Source organism: Streptococcus suis YS161, assembly GCF_002760245.1.
GTDB classification, from domain to species: domain Bacteria; phylum Bacillota; class Bacilli; order Lactobacillales; family Streptococcaceae; genus Streptococcus; species Streptococcus suis_I.
Window position 1 is genome coordinate 26779 of record NZ_ASCA01000017.1, and the last position, 19391, is coordinate 46169.

The window sequence follows — 19391 nt, forward strand, 5'->3', positions numbered from 1 at the left end:
ATTAGATTAAAATAAAACTAGATAAAACTGAATAATCGGTTGATATTGGGTAGAAGGGAAACTGACTGTTCAATGGACGGAACTCTGGAGAGACCATTTTGGCACCGAAGGGGCAAGGTAGTTCTGCTTGGAAAAGTGGACCTACTGAAACTCTCAGGTAAAAGGACAGAGCGTTGAAAAATAGGCTTTTTCTATATTTTCACGTTGATTCTAGAGGTTGAAGTGTTCAGCCTCTTTTTGTTTTTTCCGGCAGCTTTATCGGATTAGAAACGCTTAGGAGGAACTATGTTAGAACTATTTAAAGCTATCAACAATCTTGTTTGGGGACCGCCCCTCTTGTTACTATTGGTCGGAACGGGTGTTTATCTCACTCTTCGTTTGGGAGTATTTCAGATTGGCAAATTGCCGACGGCTTTTCGTCTGATTTTCTCCAGCGACCAGTCTGGTCAGGGAGATGTGTCCAGCTTTGCGGCCCTTTGTACAGCTTTGGCAGCGACAGTTGGTACAGGAAATATTGTCGGAGTTGCGACAGCTATTACTACAGGTGGTCCTGGGGCTCTTTTTTGGATGTGGGTTGCGGCCTTTTTCGGAATGGCAACTAAGTATGCGGAAGGCTTTTTGGCCATCAAATATAGAACCAAGGATGCCAACGGTCAAGCAGCAGGCGGGCCTATGCACTATATCACCTTGGGGATGGGCAAAAAATGGAAACCTCTAGCAGTCTTCTTTGCTATTTCAGGTGTTTTGGTTGCTCTTTTGGGAATCGGGACCTTCTCACAGGTAAATTCCATCACTGCTTCTTTGGAAACGAGTTTTGGATTAGCTCCCCAGTTGGTTAGCATTGTGACAGCTATTTCAATTGCTTTCTTTATCTTTGGTGGGATTGAAAAAATCTCTGACGTTTCGACCAAAGTTGTTCCTTTCATGGCGATTTTGTATATCTTAGCAAGTATTACTGTCTTGGCCGTGCATTGGGAACAACTCTTGCCAACCCTTGCCTTAGTTTTCAAATCTGCCTTCACTCCAGCAGCTGCGATGGGTGGTTTTGTAGGGGCAACGGTAAAAGAAGCCATTCAACGCGGAATTGCTCGCGGAGTCTTCTCCAATGAATCTGGTTTGGGTTCGGCGCCTATTGCGGCAGCTGCAGCCAAGTCGGATAACCCTGTGGAGCAGGGATTGATTTCTATGACAGGGACATTTATTGATACATTAATTATCTGTAGTTTAACTGGTTTGTCAATTTTGGTGACTGGTCAGTGGACAGTAGAAGGACTTGAAGGGGCACCACTGACGCAGGCAGCCTTTGCGACTGTTTTTGGCAGTACAGGATCTATTGCCTTGACGATTAGTTTGGTACTTTTTGCTTTTACAACTATTCTCGGATGGTCTTACTATGGTGAACGCTGTATCGAGTTTCTATTCGGTACCAAATCTATCTTGCCTTATCGTCTGTTATTTGTGGCAATGGTAGCCCTTGGTGGTTTCCTCAAGCTGGACTTGATTTGGACCATCGCAGATATTGTAAACGGCCTTATGGCCTTACCGAATTTGATTGCTCTGTTGGCTCTCTCTCCTGTTATCATCAAGGAGACACGCCAGTATTTTGCAAAGAGGAAATAAAAAATAAGTGCAAAGGATTTTATTCCTCTGCACTTTTAATTATTGGAAACTTTCATTTTTATAAAGAAAAGTTTTTAGATATTTTGACAATATTTTCAGGTTATATAGAAAGGAAATCAATTCTTATTCTTGTTATAATAAGGGAAAATATTGTATATTATTGAGGTGTTTGTATGAAAAAGACAAGCAAGTACGTTTTACTTTTATCAGCAGGATTATTGTTGGCACCAGTTGCTCTAAACCATATTGTAGATGTACCGACTGTATATGCAACTGAAACAGTTGCGAGTAAGGAACTTACGATTTCTGGCGGTCATTATGGGATGGGGGTTGCTATTGAACCATTCACTATGACGGTTAAGGTAGGGGATACAATTTCCATTGATGATATAAAGGCAAAGTTTAACATTACTGCTACTACCCAGTCATTTGAAATGACTGACAAGGAAGGTGCTCCGACAAAAAGGTGGAATCCAGGAACAACTAGCATTGTGGTTACTGAGGAATTGCTAGCGTATGATACTCTTAGTATCACATTTGCCTCATCTTTGTCTACTCCACAACCGGATCAGGGACATTTTGCCTATTATCTTAACTTGGTAGATGGTTCCATTATTAGACCCAACGAAATTAATCCAAAGGATTGGAATGGGGCGCCTCAGATTCCTGGTTACATTCACGTAGCTTTGTATGGTGAAGGGATGATGGGGAGAAGTGTCGGCATATGCTATTATGTACCAGAGGGAACGGACCTAGCTACTGTACGTAGGCTAATTGATGAAAAAGGGTTGGGGAATTTTGTTGTTAAGAACTTAGATAGCCTATTTTTAACAGAAGTGGCCCCTGTAGGAAATGAAAGCAGTCAGTCGAGCAATACTGGAAATACGGCTTTCGTTGAAACACCGGCATCTGACATAGGGATAAAGGCTCTCTTTAAAGCTACAGATTTCCCAGGTTATAGTGAGGAGCAGGTTTTGGCAGCTCAGGTGGCCTATACTCTTCATAAGATAGGTGGAGAAGCAATTAGCCCTCTTTTTGCAAGTGGGGTAAAAACAACCTTTTCTTCCAAAGAAGCTGGTAGCCAAGCGACAAGTTTTGTACCTAATGTTATATTGCCTAAAAAAACCTACTACATTGAATCGGGTCTTACTGGAATAATTACCTACTCCACTGTCATTACCTACTCAGATAATGGAGATGGGACGATAACGGTCTATTCAATTCCTGATAGCCTTGATCGGTTAGGTACAACTCTAGCAGAGCAAGAGGAAAAGCTGAATCGCTTGTTCAATGAAGGATGGGTTGTTTCTGTATTGAAACCAAGCAAGGAAGAGGTTCTCAGCAGGTTGCAACAAATGGTAGGTGGGGGTTCATCTACTTCAACTAACTCAACAAGTAGCGGTCAGAGTGAAAGCCAGTCTGGTCAGATACCATCAGGAACAGTATCTTCCGATTCAGAAAGCAAAAGAACAGGTGCTCAAGGAAAATCTACTGGCCAAACAAAGGCTACTGATAAGGCTACAGATAAAAAAGCAGATAAGAAGAACTTGCCGAAGACAGGTCAAGTGAACTCAGGGTTAGCTCTAGTAGGTCTAGCATTGTTACCAATGGTAGCATACTTCCATAAGAAACAAAAGAAGAATTAAAGTTGACGGTTTTCTAAGAAACAATAGGGAACTGAGGAGTTGCTGTCTGACTTTGCAAGGTGATAATTGTTAGTAAACTGGATTTGTCTGTCAGAAAAAAATAAGTGCAAAGGATTTTATTCCTCTGCACTTTTTTTCTGGCTTTGTGGTAGGAAATCCTGCCAAAATTCATTCCAGGGTTTGACAATGTAGGCATAGCCTGAAGACGGGAAGGTCCAGTCGATATTTTCAAAGTAGGCCATGGTGGCGTTAGGTTCGATACGGTCGATGTTAGAAATTTGTTTGTTGAAGCTACCGAAGTTTTTCAAGGTCAGGCAGAGTTTGCGTTTTTCATTGGTCCGAATACGGACAGTGACCTTGAAACGTTTTGCCGGAGAATGCAGGCGAAAACTGCCGAAACGGATGGGAAAGCTGGCAAAGTACTTGGTCTGCAAGTCAATGTGGTAGAGTTCAGAAGCAGGAAGATTTTCTACTAAGAGGCTACGTTTGTAAGGGAAGCGATGTTTTTCAATATCCAAGTCTTCGTCCAGAACCTGCACCCTATCGGAATAATCGATTTGGTTAATTTTTAGACTGATAAAGTGATTATTGCTTCGTAAGGCAGCTGTAGAGTAGAAGGTGTTTAGGATAAATCGGTCCTTGTGAGGATGGACAGGATTGGGATAGTGGGAGATGAACTGCCGTTTGACTAGGACTTTATATTCTTTTTTCTTCATATCGGGATGGATAATGATGTCCCGTTCGTAAGATTGGTAATAGCGTCCTTGTTGGATAGCTTCCTCTAAGTCCTGATTGAAGTGGAGGCTATCAAGGAGGGAGGTTTCTTCTTGTTGGCAGTTAAGGATATTGGGAACATGGATAAGGGAAAAGAGGATGGTTGATGCTATATAGTGGGCATATTTTTCCTGATCATAAAAAGAGTGTAATCTTTTTTCCTGTTCCAAAAATAGTTGGTTTTCAGAGTTGGGTACATTTGTTTGCTCACCAGCAACATCATATAATTTTTTAGCAATACTAATAGTCGATGTTTCTGTATATTGCATCATTCGCTGCGCAAATTTCTCTACGATTTGAGAAAAATCTTGTTGCGCCAGATAGTTCTTGAGTTTCTGAGGGATATTTTTCCTTCCGTTGAAATACTTAGAGCAATCCGAAGTGCTAACATAAAATTCCTCTTCTTCCTTGCCAGGGACTTCTAGAAATTGAAAGATACTGTTAACAATAGCTTCTTGCTTAACCCAGCCGACATTTTTCTTCTTTCTCTTATTGACAGTTAGTATAACCTGTAAAATTTCGCTAAAGTTTAGGTGTTTCATAACTTCACCTCAATATATATATATATATGCATGTATATATTATAACAAAAAATATTTCGGAAGTCATCTAATTATGTGCTTGGAAAGTTTCTTTTTTGATAAGGAAAGTTTATATCATAATTTATAAAAATTTCATTTCTGCAAAGCAAGGACAAAGCTTGTTTTAACTTATATAATAACAATTGAAATTAGTGATTAGCGTCAATAATAAAGGAGTGTTTTATATTAGATTGTTAGTCAATATTCTTAGATGCTAATAAGCATAAGAAATATACTAAAGTAATTTTAGAAGGAGAAGAATTATGCTGAAAGTAGCTGATTATGTTCACTTTAGTGATGGAAGACTTTCCTTTGTTGGTCGTGGAAATATTTGGGTACGTAATAATTTTGATTCCGGATCAATAGGAAACTTACTTCGTTATCTCTTGTTACATGCCCTACAAGATACTGCTCCTAACCAGTTGGAAGTGGTATGTTTTGATAATACACTATCAGGTTCATTTGCACCCTTTGCAAGTTTTACTTCTGGGGAAGTCAAATTATTAACCGTTTTGCATTCAGAGATGGATTTGGAAAAATATTTATTCCATCTTTTGGACTATATTCAGATGGTACAAAATACCCTTCAAGGGATGGCAGATAGTTTGTTAGAGTATAGGGAAATGTTACAAACTCCTGTGGAAAGTTATAAGCTAGTCTTTTTATATGTTGATTTTGAAATGCTAGACAATAGGATTCGCCATTTACTGTCGATTCTCATGAAGCGTTCAGTTCAAGCAGGGATTACGATTGTTGTGGTATCTTACTATGAAGATGAGTACTATCCAAATTATTTTGATTCTAATATTCAAAAATTAGAAGTATCTGGAAATACAGTAATTAATTTAAATACTAATTCTGTGTATTCATTCTTACCTATATCGGTTAATCATATTTTGGGAATCACGGAAGAGTTGGCGACTAAGTGTAAAAAAACAGCGTACCCAACAGTAGCTTTCGATTCACTCCATCCATCTACTAATTCTGGTTTTTGGAGAGAGAAATCAACAGAAGGTATTCGTTTTTATATTGGTAAAAATGGTTCTGAGATTACAGAAATCGTTATAGGCGATGATGTAAATCAACGTCATAATATTCTTGTTACAGGTGCGGTTGGACAAGGAAAGTCGAACTTACTTTCTGTAATAATTCATAGTATTTGTTATCATTATTCACCAGATGAAGTCCGGCTGATTCTTCTTGATTATAAGGAAGGGGTTACTCTAAAACCATACTCTAATTTGCATAAGGAAGATTACCTTCCTCATGCAGATGTTTTGGCATTAGAAAGTGATATAGAATTTGGAAGTGCTGTATTGATGCACTTGTATGCTGAATACAAAAGGAGGTTGAAATTATTCAAAAAGTACGATGTCCAAAATATTCAGAATTATAGGGAGAAAACAGGATTTGTATTACCGCGCTTAGTAGTGATTATTGATGAGTTTCAGTTGATGTTTGGAGATGATACAGTTCAGGCGGCTAAAATAGCAGATATGTTAGAAAAATCAGTGCGTCTATTTAGGGCGGCAGGGATACATTTTATTCTTTCTTCACAAAGCATAGGAGGAATTAGTGCCCTTATTGGGAAAACTACAAATATTTTCGGTCAAGTTCCAATTCGATTGGTTCATAAGAATTCTCTCAATGAATCTTATCAGAGTTTGTCATTGAATAATAATGCTGCAGTCTATTTGAGACCGCGGGAAGCAATTGTGAATTTAGACTATGGGGAGGTATCTCAAAATAGAAAATCTGTGATAGCATTTGCTGATGAGAGAATTTTAGCTCCACTAAGGAAAGAGTGGTGGAACTTGGCAAAGGCTAAGCATTCGCAACCGATGACATTTGAGGGAGAGCGTAGATATTACTATACAGATTCTGAAGTGAAAGTATTGTCATGTCAGGGAAGCATAGGTAAAATTGTTTCAGTGGATGATAGGGCGGCTAGTCTTGCATTCCCAAGCGAGAGTGGACGAAATTTACTTATATTAGGAGTGCCGGATCAGGAGAATAATACCGCACTAGGTATGGTTTTGGGGTTGTTACAGTCCTTGAAAGATTCCACTCCAGATTGTAAGTTTATTATCTGTGACCTTACAAGGAATGAGTATTTTTATAAAAAAGTAAACGCCACTGTTCCGAACGTAATATTTATTGAATCCAATAATTTACAAGACAAGGTCGAAGAAGTTTTGACAACTCATAGTGCAGGTAAATTGTTCATAGTTGGATTAGGACTTGATAAATGGACCTATACTAAGCAATTTAGTGCCAGTCCACCTTTGAGAAATTTAGTGGAAAATGGTCCGAATGCAGGTATTCATTTTATTGGTTGGTGGTTAAAAGAGTCTAAAATGAAAGAACATTGTATTGGCTTTGAAAGTAATGATATCTTTAATACAAAAATTTTTCTTAGAGTAGATGAGAGAGTGGTTCAGAGTCAGACATCTTCATTTATTCATTGGCAACCACAGGCGAATCGTGCCTTGTTATACGATGAAATTGATTATTCAGGAAAACAAGTGATTATTCCATTTTCGTTGGAGGGAGAATAGTATGCAAAGTATAGGTGAGATAAAAAAAGGAATTCTGAAATTGGCAGATGATTTTCAAGAAATCATACCCCTTAATCGAGATATTAACCAATCTTATAATCAGCTGCTGGGAGATTTAAGTTGGCTTGGAGAGGGCTCAAGTTCGGATGAGATAAAGAAAGTAATGGATGGCATTTCTAGGGCAAATGTAGAATTGGAACAACAGAAGCAAAATATGCTAACTGCTGTTATGCGAATGCAAAATATAGCCAATCGTTTATAGGAGCGTAGTTATGTCTATACAGAGTATTATTGATACAATTACTAAATTGGAAGATGATTTAGAGAAGAATATTGACCGTTATAATCGAATTTACGAAACAATTCGGCAAAGAGGGCATGCTATTCAAGCTTTACTAGAGGGTAATCGAGTGCAAGCGGAAATTGGTCAACAACTTCAAATTATTCTGACAAGTATTGAAAATTCAAAACAGATTGTACAAATCGAAACTACAGAATTATCCCAGTATAAGCAAAAATTGAGGAATTAACAATATGGTGAGAAGACTGAGGACAGTAATAAGTTATACTAAAATTCAATATAAACTATTGATTAGAAAGTTTTTGTCAGAGTCTCTCTCTGTACTTCAACAAGAATTATCAGCTATAAGTAGAGAACGGAGGGAATTGGAACTGTTGTTGGCAGGTAGTTCTTTTTCTGCTAGTCATAGGCTATTACACAGGATTACAGAGAGTGAAGGTGTATTAAGGGCTATTGTACAGTATCTTCAGTGTTCCTCCACAATGATAGATGATTTGGAAGAAACAGAAGAAAAGTGGGTAGAGGAGGATTGAGGTAATACGAGATGTCGGTTGAAGATTTGAATCGGAAATTACATATGATTAAAAGTGGTTTAGATCAACGAAATATTGTTCCAGAACAATTAGAATCTATGAGTAGGGTGATGGGGTTACTGTCTGTTTTTAATCGTGGAAGTACAGTTACAACTAATGTTGAAGCGGTACGGGATAACTTGAAAAAGTATACCATGTTAAGAGAGGAAATAAATAGAAGTTTGACGAACTGTATTAATAACAATAAAATATAGATAATCGAAAAATAAATTTATACTCTTCAAAAATCAAAATCAGATCTTGTTGACTTGATATGATGACTGAAATGATCCATTGGAGGTAGTCTGCTTTTGATTTCCATTGAGTATTATTATTGTTTTGCTTATCAAGATGTTATATGAACTGAAGTGTTATAGTAGCTTGTAATACTTAAAGTTATATCAAGGGGCGCTCGCTTGATTCTATCTTATTTGAGCCACATGAGCGTATTTGTGGCGGAGTGTTTATTATGGAGAATTTAATTAATTTTTATGACGAATTGAATATTGCACAGAGCCTATCTGTAGAACAAATTAAAAGGAAACTAGAAGAGAAGAAGAGTGTTGCTATCAGCCGTCTTCAACAAACTCCCGATATATCAAATAGAATCTTGGACTTGGTTAAGCAAGCGTTTGAAGTGTTTTCTTCAGAGACAACTAAAGCCAAATATGATGAGCTATTATTACAAGCACCTATAGTCGAAAAGAAAGTGGTGGATGAGGATAAAGTTAAATTCGATATGTGGCTAGAAAAGGCTGCGAACTATTATAACGAAAAACAATACGACCTGGCAGTAACAGCCATGCAAAAAGTTTTTGAGTTTCGGAAAGACGATACAGAGGTAGATAGTTTAATTTTAGCTGGATGGGTGTATAATGATGCTCACCATTATAAGGATTCTTTACGCTATGTAAATGAGGCACTTATTCTACGTCCTGAAAATCCTGCGATTTATCGAAGTAAGTATATTGCTATGTATAACTTAATATTTACTGGCGAGGAGGAAATGGATAAGATTACGGCAGCTTCCAAGGGAAATGAACTAGAAACATTATTGAAAAATTACCTACGTTATACCGAAGAGATAGGTATTGAATTTTTTATTGAAGAAGCTAAAGCTTTCATTTCTGGTCAGTATTTTTATAATTTATCTGGTTTTATAGATAGGACAGAAAGCGATTCATATTATCCTTTAAAATTAACAAATGATGATATGGCAAGAAAAGGGTATGGAATGGCATTGGAGGTTCCGGAATCGAGTAAAGGAAAGAACGTCATAGCTTGTCAATCAGCAGCCACTAGATATGCAAAAGCAAAGGGTGATCTCTCTAATGCTAAGTTAGTGGATTGGGGATTGTTGTTTAATAAATTCACTGGTATCGTGTTACTTTTACTTTGTGTATTTCTTAGAAGTTCTGGAATTTTTCTGAGTATCTGTATTGCAATAGGTTTGGCTTTTTACATTCATAGCGCCAACAGTTCTTATACACAAGCAAAAGAAGCAGAGGAATCTACTTGGAGAGAGATTGTTAAGCTCTATTCAGAGTGGAAAAAAATGTAGGAGTGAGGCATTGTCATTAAGCTAGCTATAGGTAGTTAATCCGAAGTGTTCTTCTAATCGAATACTTCGGATTTTTTGTAGTACGACGGACATGTCGCCCATCTGAGAGGGAAGTCTTCTAGGGACTCCTTATATCGGTGACCTTGATAGCAATTTCTAAGTCTGATGCTAGAAACCAAGATAGTGAAGGGATAACGAAATCGTAGCATTACGAATAGAAACGTGATATGAAGACGTATATAGCGGGTAAGATGGTTAAGAAGAAAAATCAAAACCAAACTATTTCTAAAGGTTGGGGAATAGTTTCGAAGTTGGAGCTAAAACGAATAGTTCGTTTCGGCATGTGGAGATAGAACATTTGTTCTAAGCTAGCATGGTTTGTTTTTGATTTTTGTTAAGTATAAGTTTATCAATTTATCAAATTTATCAATCTGAGAACTCTAAAGTTATTTTAGGAGTGGGTTATTGACACTATAACTTAAAGTTGTCATTTTCCTAATTCAAACTACTATACCTGTCGTCGTTCAGGCGGGAAGGCAGTTACTCGACGGATAAGATAAGCTATTTTTTAAAATTGATGAGCGCACCAAGGGGTGAGTCTGCCCTTTTTTAGAAAATAGGAACTGTTCTTCCTATTTCACCGAGTCTTAATGGTAATAAAACGTTAAAATCCTCAGAAATGATTGGGAGTGGTTCTCATTTCTGAGGATTTTTTGTTATGTAGGAGAATCTTGAAGAAGGTGTGAATGATTTAGGATTGAGTTTGTTTTCAGTTTTTCCCCATTTTTCTGCTATAATTATCTCATGAATGATTTTATTACCAAGTATTTGTCTCAATTTAATATTGAGGCCATTGTGACAGCAGGTCTAAATAAGGTTTTATCGCTTGTTTTACTCTTTGTTGCATTTTACATTATCAAGAAGATAGCCAAATCTTCTGTGAAAAAGGTTTTGGTTCCCTCCCTAAAGGTATCTACACAAGACATTGGTCGCCAGAAGACCATCAGTCGTCTGGTGGAAAGCATCCTAAATTACCTACTCTACTTTATCCTTATCTACTGTATTTTGAGTATCCTCGGTTTACCGGTGTCCAGTCTTCTTGCAGGAGCCGGGATTGCTGGGGTAGCTGTTGGGCTGGGCGCACAAGGTTTTCTCTCAGACTTGGTCAATGGATTCTTTATCTTAATTGAACGACAGTTTGACGTCGGAGATGTGGTTAAGTTAACCAACGGGCCCATTACCATTTCAGGAACCATCGTTAGCATGGGAATCCGAACAACACAAGTACGTGATGCAGATGGGACATTGCATTTTATTCCCAATCGCAACATTCTAGTGGTGTCCAATCAGTCAAGAGGGGACATGCGTGCTCAAATCGATATTCCGCTCAAATTTAATACCGATTTGGAACAAGTCTATCGCGCAATAGAAGAGGTCAATTTGAGAGAAATCAGCAATTTTGACCAGATTACAGGTGTGACTGTATTAGGTCCCCAAAACGCTATTTCGGGACAGTTTGTATTTCGTATTAATCTTTTCGTAGCCAACGGTCAACAGAACAAGATCTATCATCAATTCTTTGGTTTTTATCAAGATGCCCTGCGTCAAGCAGGAATAGATTTACCTTCAAGTGGGCCAACCGTTTTAAAATAAGGAGTTTATGATGCAAACAAAAGATTTTGTCGTTGAAAATGGGCAGATGTATTATAAGAAGAAACCCTTGCACAAACAGCCTCTCTTTTGGACAACCATTGCTGGTGCAGTCCTTTCTTTCATCCTAGGAGTAACCTGTTTTATTTTTATGATCGGTTTAAGCTTGTCAGGTACAAGTGATTCTTGGGATTCAGAGGGTTATTTCGATGATACGAAGACCTACACAGAATATCAAGTGGGAGATGCTGTTGATTTTTCAGATGGTCTTCATGTGACAGTAACGTCTATGGGCAAAGACGATAGCGTAGAACTAGTAGATAGCTACTATAGCACAGCTTATGTTGTTGAAATGGAAGTTGAAAATTCGACCGCAGAAGAACTCTATTTTGACGAATACTATTTCAGTCTCATGGATCCCGTTAGTCAGATTCCCTTTACTCTGGATTTGCGGACCTATGATGTGAATCTAGTTGAAAAGCTGAATCCAGGAGAGAAAGTACAAGTAAAACTTATCTACGGTATAGATAATGAAACAAACTTTGGTTTTACCTACGAAGATGCCATGTGGACGGAATTAGTCGCAGAAGGTATCTAATTGCTGTAGAAAAAGTTTTAAATACTGCACAATTTACGGGTTTACAACGCCCCTTGGTTCAGATTGTTCGGCTTGGTAATTGTACTATATCCGACCTATCTGTTATTTTTACATTTTAAAAAGGAGAACATGTTTATCCACTGTTCTCCTCTTCTTTTAATGAAAAATACCCCCAAAATTGGCACGTCAATTTTGGGGCATTTTTATTATAGCTTAGTAAACTAAAAGTAAGCTTATACCAAACCTTGGGTAATCATGCTATCCGCAATTTGTTCAAAGGCTGCGATGTTAGCACCTGCAAGGTAGTCTGTACCAAGGTCGTATTTTTCAGCAGTTTCTTTAGCGGTGTTGAAGATGTTTGCCATGATGTCTTTGAGACGACCATCTACTTCTTCACGAGTCCATGAAAGACGAAGGCTGTTTTGGCTCATTTCAAGGGCAGATACGGCTACACCACCAGCGTTGGCAGCTTTTGCAAGACCGTAAAGAACGCCGTTTTCTTTGTAAACTTTGATAGCATCAAGGTCAGATGGCATGTTGGCACCTTCAGCCACACAGTATACACCGTTTTTCACAAGGGCAGCAGCTTGCTCGCCGTTGATTTCGTTTTGAGTCGCACATGGAAGGGCAATATCAGCCTTGCCATCGTAGTTCCATACAGAACCTTCGAAGTACTTAGCAGTTGCTTTTTCTGCAGCGTATTCTGTCAAACGAGCGCGGCGTTTTTCTTTGATGTCCACCAAGAGGTCAAAGTCAATACCAGTTTCATCGATGATATATCCATTTGAGTCTGAAACAGAAATAACTTTTGCACCAAGTTCAGTCGCTTTTTGAACAGCATATTGGGCAACGTTACCAGAACCTGAGATAAGGACAGTTTGGTCTTTGAAGGATTTACCGTTTGCTGCCAACATATTGTCAGTAAAGTAAACCAAACCGTAACCAGTTGCTTCTGGGCGGATTAATGAACCACCGAAGCCAAGAGGTTTACCAGTCAAGACACCTGCATCAAACTGGCGGAGGCGTTTGTATTGACCGTACATGTAACCAATCTCACGACCACCGACACCGATGTCACCAGCAGGGACGTCAAGTGAAGGTCCGATGTGTTTTTGCAATTCAGTCATGAAGCTTTGGCAGAAGCGCATGATTTCAGCATCAGTTTTTCCTTTAGGATCAAAGTCTGAACCACCTTTACCACCGCCGATTGGAAGACCAGTCAAGACGTTTTTGAAGATTTGCTCAAAACCGAGGAACTTCAAGATGGATTGGTTTACAGTTGGGTGGAAGCGAAGACCGCCTTTATAAGGACCTACAGCTGAGTTGAACTGAACACGGTAGCCACGGTTGACTTGGACATTTCCATCTTTATCTGTCCATGGAACACGGAAGCTGATGATACGCTCAGGCTCAACAATACGGGCCAAGATGTTTTCTTTGATGTATTCTGGGTGTGCTTCAAAAACAGGCTCAAGTGTAGAGAAGAGCTCTTCTACAGCTTGGAGGAATTCTGTTTCATGTGGGTTGCGGGCTTTGACTGCTTCAAAAGAAGCTTGGATGTAAGCTTTGGCATTTGACATAGGGTCACCTGATTTCTTTTTTATTTATTAAATTGTCTGACAATTTAATTTATCTGATAATTATTATAGCACCATGATTTTTAAATGTAAAGAAAAAAATGCAAGAATTTTAAAAAAATTAATAAATTTTTATTAAAAAATCCGAACGTTAGTAGTAAATGAAGAAAATCCGTTTGTTTCTTATGATATAATCAAGAAAGAATGACCTATATGGAGGATAAGATGGTTTCAACAGCAACGACACTCGGTGGATTTACCTTTGATAATTGTTTGATGAATGCGGCAGGGGTTTGGTGCATGACCAAGGAAGAATTGGATGCGGTTAAGAACTCGAAGGCGGGTACTTTTGTGACAAAAACAGCAACCTTGGACTACCGCGCGGGTAATCCAGAACCACGTTATCAGAATGTTCCGCTTGGTTCTATCAATTCGATGGGCTTACCAAATCAGGGCTTGGCTTACTATTTGGATTATCTACTAGAATTGCAGGAAACGGAGCCAGAACGCACATTTGTTTTATCTTTAGTTGGAATGTCGCCTGATGAGACTCACGAGATTTTGAGAACTGTAGAAGCCAGTGATTTTAAGGGGCTGACAGAGTTAAATCTTTCTTGTCCCAATGTCCCTGGAAAACCGCAGATTGCCTATGATTTTGAAACGACAGAAACCATCTTGCAGGAGGTCTTCACTTACTTTACCAAACCACTCGGTATTAAGTTACCACCTTATTTCGATATTGTGCATTTTGACCAAGCAGCCGCTATCTTCAATCAATTCCCGCTCAAGTTTGTCAACTGTGTCAATTCGATTGGAAATGGTCTTTATATCAAGGATGAGTCAGTTGTCATCAAGCCTAAAAATGGTTTTGGTGGTATCGGTGGAGAGTATATCAAGCCGACTGCTCTTGCCAATGTCCACGCTTTTTGCCAACGTTTGAAACCGGAGATTCAGATTGTTGGGACTGGTGGCGTCTTGACAGGTCGGGATGCCTTCGAACACATTCTCTGTGGAGCTAGCATGGTTCAAGTTGGAACAACCCTGCAAAAGGAAGGTGTGGCAGCCTTTGAACGCATTACGGCTGAATTGCAGGCCATCATGGCTGAAAAAGGCTACGAGACCATTGAAGATTTTCGTGGCAAGCTACAGCACTTAGATGATTGAGAACATCTGTTGAAGACATAAAAAGAAGCTAACATTGTACTGTTCTCCCAGATAGTCTTTTAGGGAGTCACGAGGGGATAATGTTAGCTCTTTTTAAATGGTCTGTGAAGATCGGTTTGATAATCGTTTGAGGAATGGAATACATAGTCAGAAACATATATTTTTGGGATGGAATTCTGATTTTATTTAGATTTTTTAGCAAAAATGTCGTATACTAATATTAGAACCTCTATTTATAAGTGATGTACTTTTATGGAAGAAATATTTTTTTGAGGGACTACTGACTGTATTTTGAACAAAGGTTCTTAAGTAGGGAGTATGAGGGTAAAGGTATGGAGAAAAGAGCGAACTATATTCGCAGAAAACGATATGCGTCCTATCGGACAAAGATGCATTTGTTTTTTATTTGTGGCTTAGCGACTATTATCTTGGCGATTATTATTGTAAGCGAGCACCTAGTTCCTAGGCTGAATCAGGCATCAGAATCAATGCACTCAGATAATTCTGTTCGCATCATGGCTCATGGGGATTTGCTCTATCACCTTCCCATCCTTCGTGGGGCGGAGTTGGCAGACGGTCAGTATGATTTTTCGGAGAATTTTACCTATGTCAAGCCCTGGATCGAGCAGGCTGATCTGGCCATTGCTGACTTTGAAGGGACCATTTCCCCAGATTTTGAGCTAGCAGGTTACCCACTTTTTAATGCGCCTGCCATTGTCGCCAACAATATCCATGATGCAGGCTACGATTTGGTGGACTTAGCCCACAATCATATTTTGGACTCACATCTATCAGGGCTAATTTCCACTGTCAATACATTTAGAGATGCAGGTGTGGATACAGTCGGTGTCTACGCCGAAGGCAATCGGGCAACTGCACCACTCTACATTCGGGAAGTCAATGGTATCCGTATAGCTGTCCTAGCCTATGCTTACGGTTTCAATGGGATGGAGGCTTTGCTGAGTCAGGAGGAATATGATGCCTATTTATCGGATTTTGATCAAGAAAAGATGCGGGCAGAGATTGAGCGAGCTGAGAAAGAGGCAGATATTACCATCGTCATGCCTCAGACGGGTGTGGAATACCAGTTGGAGCCTACGGGGGAACAGACCAGTTTGTACCATCAAATGATTGATTGGGGAGCAGACATCGTTCTTGGTGGGCATCCGCATGTAGTCGAGCCCGCAGAGATTATTGAAAAAGATGGTCAGAGAAAATTGATTATCTATTCGATGGGAAATTTCCTGTCCAATCAGCGTATTGAAAGCATGGATGATACACCAAATTCCCAGTGGACCGAGCGGGGTGTCTTGATGGATATAAGGATTCAAAAAGAGAATGGGCAGACAAGTATTCAAACTGCTCAAGCCCATCCAACCTGGGTGAATCGTATCTCTCAGGGAACGTATTCACTGGATGGTTATGAGCGTTTTAGCTATCAGACCTATGTATTGGAAGACTGGGTCGCTGGTGGTCCCTACTATGGGCAATTGGATGCGGCTACTCAGGCACGGATAGAGGAGGCCTATCAGGAAATGAATGCATTTGTAGGATTAGAATGGTAAGGAGAAGACGATGGAAGTTGGATTGATTGCGACCGAAGTAAGAGTTCGGTAATTGATAAAACAGAATATAGAGAAAGCCTTGGAAGTAGTTGTTTCCAAGGCTTTTTATCTATCCTCAGCAGTAGATGGGTCAAAGGGAGAGGTTGAAGGGAAGGATGACTTCTCATTGAGACACCCTTGATTTGTAAATCGTTAAATTTTAGAGAAATATTCCCCTTATTTTTTATTTACCAGTTTATCAAAATGGCTAGTATAGTGTAATTTTAACTTGTCTTCTCCTAAAAGATTGAGCACTTGTATGGCTTGTTTCATTTTTTCAATTCCTTTACCTGATCGCTTAAATTCAAAGTAGCCAGTAGCATAAAGAAAAACAGTTTGTTCATAAAAGTTTAGTTCATTGTCTAATAATTTTTTTATCTCACTAATCAAATAGGAACAATTTGAAAATTTTTCCATATCTATGCTAAGAATGAAACAATTTATAGCTAGCTGAGTAACGATTTGCTTATTGGTTTTATTTAATGAAGAATAGATGTAATTATGTAGCATTTCTTTTGTTAATAGGAAGTAGGAGTCGTAATTAATTGTTCGCACACAGTTACCTAATAAAATGATTTCATAGTAACCCCAGTTTTCAATTTTAAAGAGATAGTCTGTTAGTTGAAGCAACTCTTCATCTGATGGAACAATGTTACTGTCTAGTGTATGTAGAATGGACTTTACCATAGTTCTCACATACGGATTTAAATTATATTTTGAAGAGTTTGAAAGTAATGAGGCTATATTATCTATATTTTGCGATGAATATTGTTTACGAATATACTGCATTAATTTAGCAAATGATTCTGTGTTGGTATAATCACTATCATGAAGAATAAGAAATTCATCTAGAGAAATGTTTAATTTGTCTAAAATATTGATAAGTCGAACACAAGATATTTCTGACTCTCCACGTTCAAAACGAGATATTTGTGATTTAGAAAGATGCTCATCTGCTAGAGAACATAGACTGATTTGTTTTCCTTGTCTTACTTTTCTCAAAGTTTTTCCAAGATGTAATTTCATCGGATTTCCCACTTTCCCAACAAAAAATTGAACTAGTTTTATTTATTGTACAATAAATAAAAACGGAAAGGAAGTCCAAGTATGAAGAAAATATCAAAACTTATCCCGATTTTGGTATTGATTATGGACATCATTATCATTGTTGGTGGGTAAATCGATTAGGTGTACACCTAATTCTTTAGGCATATGCCTAAGGTTACTTTTAAATCAGGACTAGAGAAAATAGAGCCTATAATTATTGGGTTAAGTTCTAATAATTTATTACCAAGTTCTTTTAAGTTAAATCATTTATATCGGAATATACAGCAATCGGATTATTATAATAGTGGAGCGGCAATTGCTGAATTTTTATTTAGTATTTATGGAAAAGATATGAAACAAGATGAGTTTAGGAAAATCATTGATTATATAAAAGAAAGAAGTAAGTGGAAAGATGCAGATTTTCAAACTTGGAGATTAGTTTTAAAAAGAGCATTGAGTTCGCCAGCAACAACTTTAGAAGAATTTATTATAAATGAAGAGGGGATAGAATGAATAAAAAGCGAACAATAAGTTTTTTTAGACAATTAATTAAAAGTATAGGAATTACTCAAGTTTGTATCTATGTAGGCATCATAGTCATTTTATTCTTATTGATAGGAATCCAGCCTTTTTTAATATCTGAACTTTTTTCATTTACTAAATCAACTATAGATTATACTTATCTATTCTTACTTTTATTATCATTTTTATCTGTATCATTTGTAGCGTTTCCGAAAAATTATATGTTGCAAAAAGTCAGAAAAGTTTCGAAATCTATTGTTTTTAAGGACATATCAGATAAAAGTTATTCTAAGTTCGTTGATATGAATTTAGGAGAAGTTCAAAATTTAGCATCTGAAATTTCATACTCAGCTAGATCGCTACAGTATGAAAGTATTAGTTTTATTTTAAATGTTATATTGATTATCTCTTTGTACGCATTTTCGCTTATAACCTATGATATTTTTATTGGTGGCGTTTATATATTATTTTGTAGTCTTTATCTATGGCTATCTATTGTATTTTCAAAAGATAATGTTCGCCTGATTCAAGATGCGTTGGATTCAACTAGTGAGACCAATTCCTTTTTTGTTGATTATTTTCAAAATGTAGAGGTAATTATTTCTACATTTAGACAATTTTTTGAAACTAAGAAATACGATACAATTTTAAGCGAAGAGCAAAAAACATATTTTAATCTACAAAAAAGGATAGATAGTCATCAGTTATTGTTACAGTTAATTCTATCAGTTATGACTGTTGTCATGATTGTATTAGTATTAAATAAAAGTAGTGATGGTAGTATGGCTTATATCCTAGTCTTAGTTTACTCATCTATTCATATGAACGGATTTGGCAAACAATTTTTATCTGTTTTAGAATCCCTAGATCGATTAGATTTAGCTTTAGATAAAATTGATTTTGGTAGATTAAATAAGGTATCTATATCACATGAGAATACAGATACAGATAGTTTGATTTCTTTAAAAAATGTTCAATTTTCCCATGGTGATAAGAAAATTTTTGATAATTTAACATTCAGCATTCGAAGAGGAAAATTTATTTTAATTAGAGGAAAAAATGGAACGGGAAAGTCAACTTTATTAAAGTTAGTAAAAGGGATGATTACTCCTGATTCTGGAAGCGTTACGCATTATTTATCTTCAGAACAAATAGGGTATTTATCACAAAAGATGACTTTATTTGATCGTACTTTGAAAGAGAACATGATATACCCTTTGGATAAGGTTGATGATGCCTTGTTAATGAACCTAATCGCAGAATTAAAAATGACAACTCTTATTCAAGATGTACATGGATGGTCTGAAAGAAAACCAGGTGATTTTGGGGATAAGTTGTCAGGTGGGGAAAAGCAAAAGATATTGATTGCCAGAGGTATAATCAATCAATATGAAGTTTTATTATTGGATGAAATAGATTCTGCTTTAGATTTAGAAATGCAGACTCAATTAATGACTATTTTAAAAAAATATTACCAAAATAAAACCGTCGTTATGGTAAGTCATAGGAAAATAGAAGAGTCGTTCTTTGATGATATAATTGATATTGAAACGATTAATTGAAATTAGAATAAACATTAGTTGTTCGAGTCAATTTTTTAGTGACTATAAGATTAT

The 19391-nt window shown here is 37.4% G+C and carries 17 protein-coding genes and 1 riboswitch; of the genes, 14 read left to right on the forward strand and 3 right to left on the reverse strand.

What is annotated here, in order from left to right; all coding sequences use genetic code 11:
* The first annotated feature begins 74 nt into the window (after positions 1-74).
* Positions 75-179, forward strand: a riboswitch (glycine riboswitch).
* 106 nt (positions 180-285) lie between these two features.
* Entirely contained in the window at positions 286-1620 is a 1335-nt protein-coding gene (locus SST111_RS02945; protein ID WP_099809962.1) for an alanine/glycine:cation symporter family protein, read from the forward strand.
* A 173-nt stretch (positions 1621-1793) separates the two neighbouring features.
* Positions 1794-3266, forward strand: coding sequence for an LPXTG cell wall anchor domain-containing protein (locus tag SST111_RS02950; RefSeq protein ID WP_099809963.1), 1473 nt, complete (start codon positions 1794-1796; stop codon positions 3264-3266).
* A 116-nt stretch (positions 3267-3382) separates the two neighbouring features.
* Here the strand turns inward: SST111_RS02950 and SST111_RS02955 are convergent, their stop codons facing one another.
* Complete coding sequence (locus tag SST111_RS02955; protein WP_099809964.1) at positions 3383-4582, reverse strand: hypothetical protein; 1200 nt, start codon at positions 4580-4582, stop codon at positions 3383-3385.
* Positions 4583-4884: 302 nt separating this feature from the next.
* Between SST111_RS02955 and SST111_RS02960 the strand changes: the two genes are divergently transcribed.
* The 7 genes from SST111_RS02960 (at position 4885) to SST111_RS02995 (ending at position 11861) form a co-directional block, all read left to right on the forward strand.
* A complete protein-coding gene (locus SST111_RS02960) occupies positions 4885-7179 on the forward strand; it encodes an FtsK/SpoIIIE domain-containing protein (RefSeq protein WP_099809965.1) in 2295 nt (764 codons plus the stop codon).
* Position 7180: 1 nt separating this feature from the next.
* Positions 7181-7441: a hypothetical protein gene (locus SST111_RS02965; RefSeq protein ID WP_099809966.1), complete on the forward strand. Its 261-nt coding sequence runs from the start codon at positions 7181-7183 to the stop codon at positions 7439-7441.
* A 10-nt stretch (positions 7442-7451) separates the two neighbouring features.
* The gene (locus SST111_RS02970; RefSeq protein WP_099809967.1) at positions 7452-7709 is read left to right on the forward strand and encodes a hypothetical protein; all 258 of its coding nucleotides are present in this window, start codon (positions 7452-7454) and stop codon (positions 7707-7709) included.
* Positions 7710-8024: 315 nt separating this feature from the next.
* Complete coding sequence (locus SST111_RS02980; RefSeq protein ID WP_099809969.1) at positions 8025-8267, forward strand: hypothetical protein; 243 nt, start codon at positions 8025-8027, stop codon at positions 8265-8267.
* 254 nt (positions 8268-8521) lie between these two features.
* Positions 8522-9613 (forward strand): tetratricopeptide repeat protein, encoded by a 1092-nt coding sequence (locus SST111_RS02985; RefSeq protein WP_099809970.1) that lies wholly within the window; start codon positions 8522-8524, stop codon positions 9611-9613.
* 804 nt (positions 9614-10417) lie between these two features.
* Positions 10418-11266, forward strand: a complete 849-nt coding sequence (locus tag SST111_RS02990; RefSeq protein WP_099809971.1) for a mechanosensitive ion channel family protein — start codon at positions 10418-10420, stop codon at positions 11264-11266.
* A 10-nt stretch (positions 11267-11276) separates the two neighbouring features.
* Positions 11277-11861, forward strand: coding sequence for a DUF4352 domain-containing protein (locus SST111_RS02995; RefSeq protein ID WP_180274020.1), 585 nt, complete (start codon positions 11277-11279; stop codon positions 11859-11861).
* Positions 11862-12094: 233 nt separating this feature from the next.
* Here the strand turns inward: SST111_RS02995 and gdhA are convergent, their stop codons facing one another.
* Positions 12095-13441 carry an NADP-specific glutamate dehydrogenase gene (gdhA, locus tag SST111_RS03005; RefSeq protein ID WP_099809972.1) on the reverse strand — a complete coding sequence of 449 codons (1347 nt, stop codon included), beginning with the start codon at positions 13439-13441 and terminating at the stop codon, positions 12095-12097.
* A gap of 222 nt (positions 13442-13663) precedes the next feature.
* Here gdhA and SST111_RS03010 point away from each other — a divergent pair, with 222 nt between their 5' ends.
* Both SST111_RS03010 and SST111_RS03015 read left to right on the forward strand, forming a co-directional pair.
* Positions 13664-14602 (forward strand): dihydroorotate oxidase, encoded by a 939-nt coding sequence (locus tag SST111_RS03010; protein WP_099809973.1) that lies wholly within the window; start codon positions 13664-13666, stop codon positions 14600-14602.
* 332 nt (positions 14603-14934) lie between these two features.
* Positions 14935-16167 (forward strand): CapA family protein, encoded by a 1233-nt coding sequence (locus SST111_RS03015; RefSeq protein WP_099809974.1) that lies wholly within the window; start codon positions 14935-14937, stop codon positions 16165-16167.
* A gap of 216 nt (positions 16168-16383) precedes the next feature.
* On the opposite strand, the gene SST111_RS03020 is transcribed toward SST111_RS03015, so the two are convergent.
* Positions 16384-17232: a helix-turn-helix domain-containing protein gene (locus SST111_RS03020; RefSeq protein WP_044754818.1), complete on the reverse strand. Its 849-nt coding sequence runs from the start codon at positions 17230-17232 to the stop codon at positions 16384-16386.
* A gap of 81 nt (positions 17233-17313) precedes the next feature.
* On the opposite strand from SST111_RS03020, the gene SST111_RS12615 reads away from it, so the two are divergent.
* Genes SST111_RS12615 through SST111_RS03030 form a run of 3 tightly spaced genes read left to right on the forward strand, consistent with a single transcriptional unit; the run spans position 17314 to position 19337 of the window.
* A complete protein-coding gene (locus tag SST111_RS12615; RefSeq protein WP_133057281.1) occupies positions 17314-17385 on the forward strand; it encodes an SHP2/SHP3 family peptide pheromone in 72 nt (23 codons plus the stop codon).
* A 33-nt stretch (positions 17386-17418) separates the two neighbouring features.
* Positions 17419-17766: a hypothetical protein gene (locus SST111_RS03025; protein WP_044776101.1), complete on the forward strand. Its 348-nt coding sequence runs from the start codon at positions 17419-17421 to the stop codon at positions 17764-17766.
* Positions 17763-19337: an ATP-binding cassette domain-containing protein gene (locus SST111_RS03030; RefSeq protein ID WP_099809975.1), complete on the forward strand. Its 1575-nt coding sequence runs from the start codon at positions 17763-17765 to the stop codon at positions 19335-19337. The genes SST111_RS03025 and SST111_RS03030 overlap by 4 nt, the downstream gene beginning before the upstream one ends.
* The last annotated feature ends 54 nt before the right edge of the window (positions 19338-19391 follow it).

Bases quoted from the DNA above. Each gene is read 5' to 3' on its own strand.
- SST111_RS02945 (WP_099809962.1), top strand. From the start codon at position 286: ATGTTAGAACTATTTAAAGCTATCAACAATCTTGTTTGGGGACCGCCC.
- SST111_RS02950 (WP_099809963.1), top strand. From the start codon at position 1,794: ATGAAAAAGACAAGCAAGTACGTTTTACTTTTATCAGCAGGATTATTG.
- SST111_RS02955 (WP_099809964.1), bottom strand. From the start codon at position 4,582: ATGAAACACCTAAACTTTAGCGAAATTTTACAGGTTATACTAACTGTC.
- SST111_RS02960 (WP_099809965.1), top strand. From the start codon at position 4,885: ATGCTGAAAGTAGCTGATTATGTTCACTTTAGTGATGGAAGACTTTCC.
- SST111_RS02965 (WP_099809966.1), top strand. From the start codon at position 7,181: ATGCAAAGTATAGGTGAGATAAAAAAAGGAATTCTGAAATTGGCAGAT.
- SST111_RS02970 (WP_099809967.1), top strand. From the start codon at position 7,452: ATGTCTATACAGAGTATTATTGATACAATTACTAAATTGGAAGATGAT.
- SST111_RS02980 (WP_099809969.1), top strand. From the start codon at position 8,025: ATGTCGGTTGAAGATTTGAATCGGAAATTACATATGATTAAAAGTGGT.
- SST111_RS02985 (WP_099809970.1), top strand. From the start codon at position 8,522: ATGGAGAATTTAATTAATTTTTATGACGAATTGAATATTGCACAGAGC.
- SST111_RS02990 (WP_099809971.1), top strand. From the start codon at position 10,418: ATGAATGATTTTATTACCAAGTATTTGTCTCAATTTAATATTGAGGCC.
- SST111_RS02995 (WP_180274020.1), top strand. From the start codon at position 11,277: ATGCAAACAAAAGATTTTGTCGTTGAAAATGGGCAGATGTATTATAAG.
- gdhA (WP_099809972.1), bottom strand. From the start codon at position 13,441: ATGTCAAATGCCAAAGCTTACATCCAAGCTTCTTTTGAAGCAGTCAAA.
- SST111_RS03010 (WP_099809973.1), top strand. From the start codon at position 13,664: ATGGTTTCAACAGCAACGACACTCGGTGGATTTACCTTTGATAATTGT.
- SST111_RS03015 (WP_099809974.1), top strand. From the start codon at position 14,935: ATGGAGAAAAGAGCGAACTATATTCGCAGAAAACGATATGCGTCCTAT.
- SST111_RS03020 (WP_044754818.1), bottom strand. From the start codon at position 17,232: ATGAAATTACATCTTGGAAAAACTTTGAGAAAAGTAAGACAAGGAAAA.
- SST111_RS03025 (WP_044776101.1), top strand. From the start codon at position 17,419: ATGCCTAAGGTTACTTTTAAATCAGGACTAGAGAAAATAGAGCCTATA.
- SST111_RS03030 (WP_099809975.1), top strand. From the start codon at position 17,763: ATGAATAAAAAGCGAACAATAAGTTTTTTTAGACAATTAATTAAAAGT.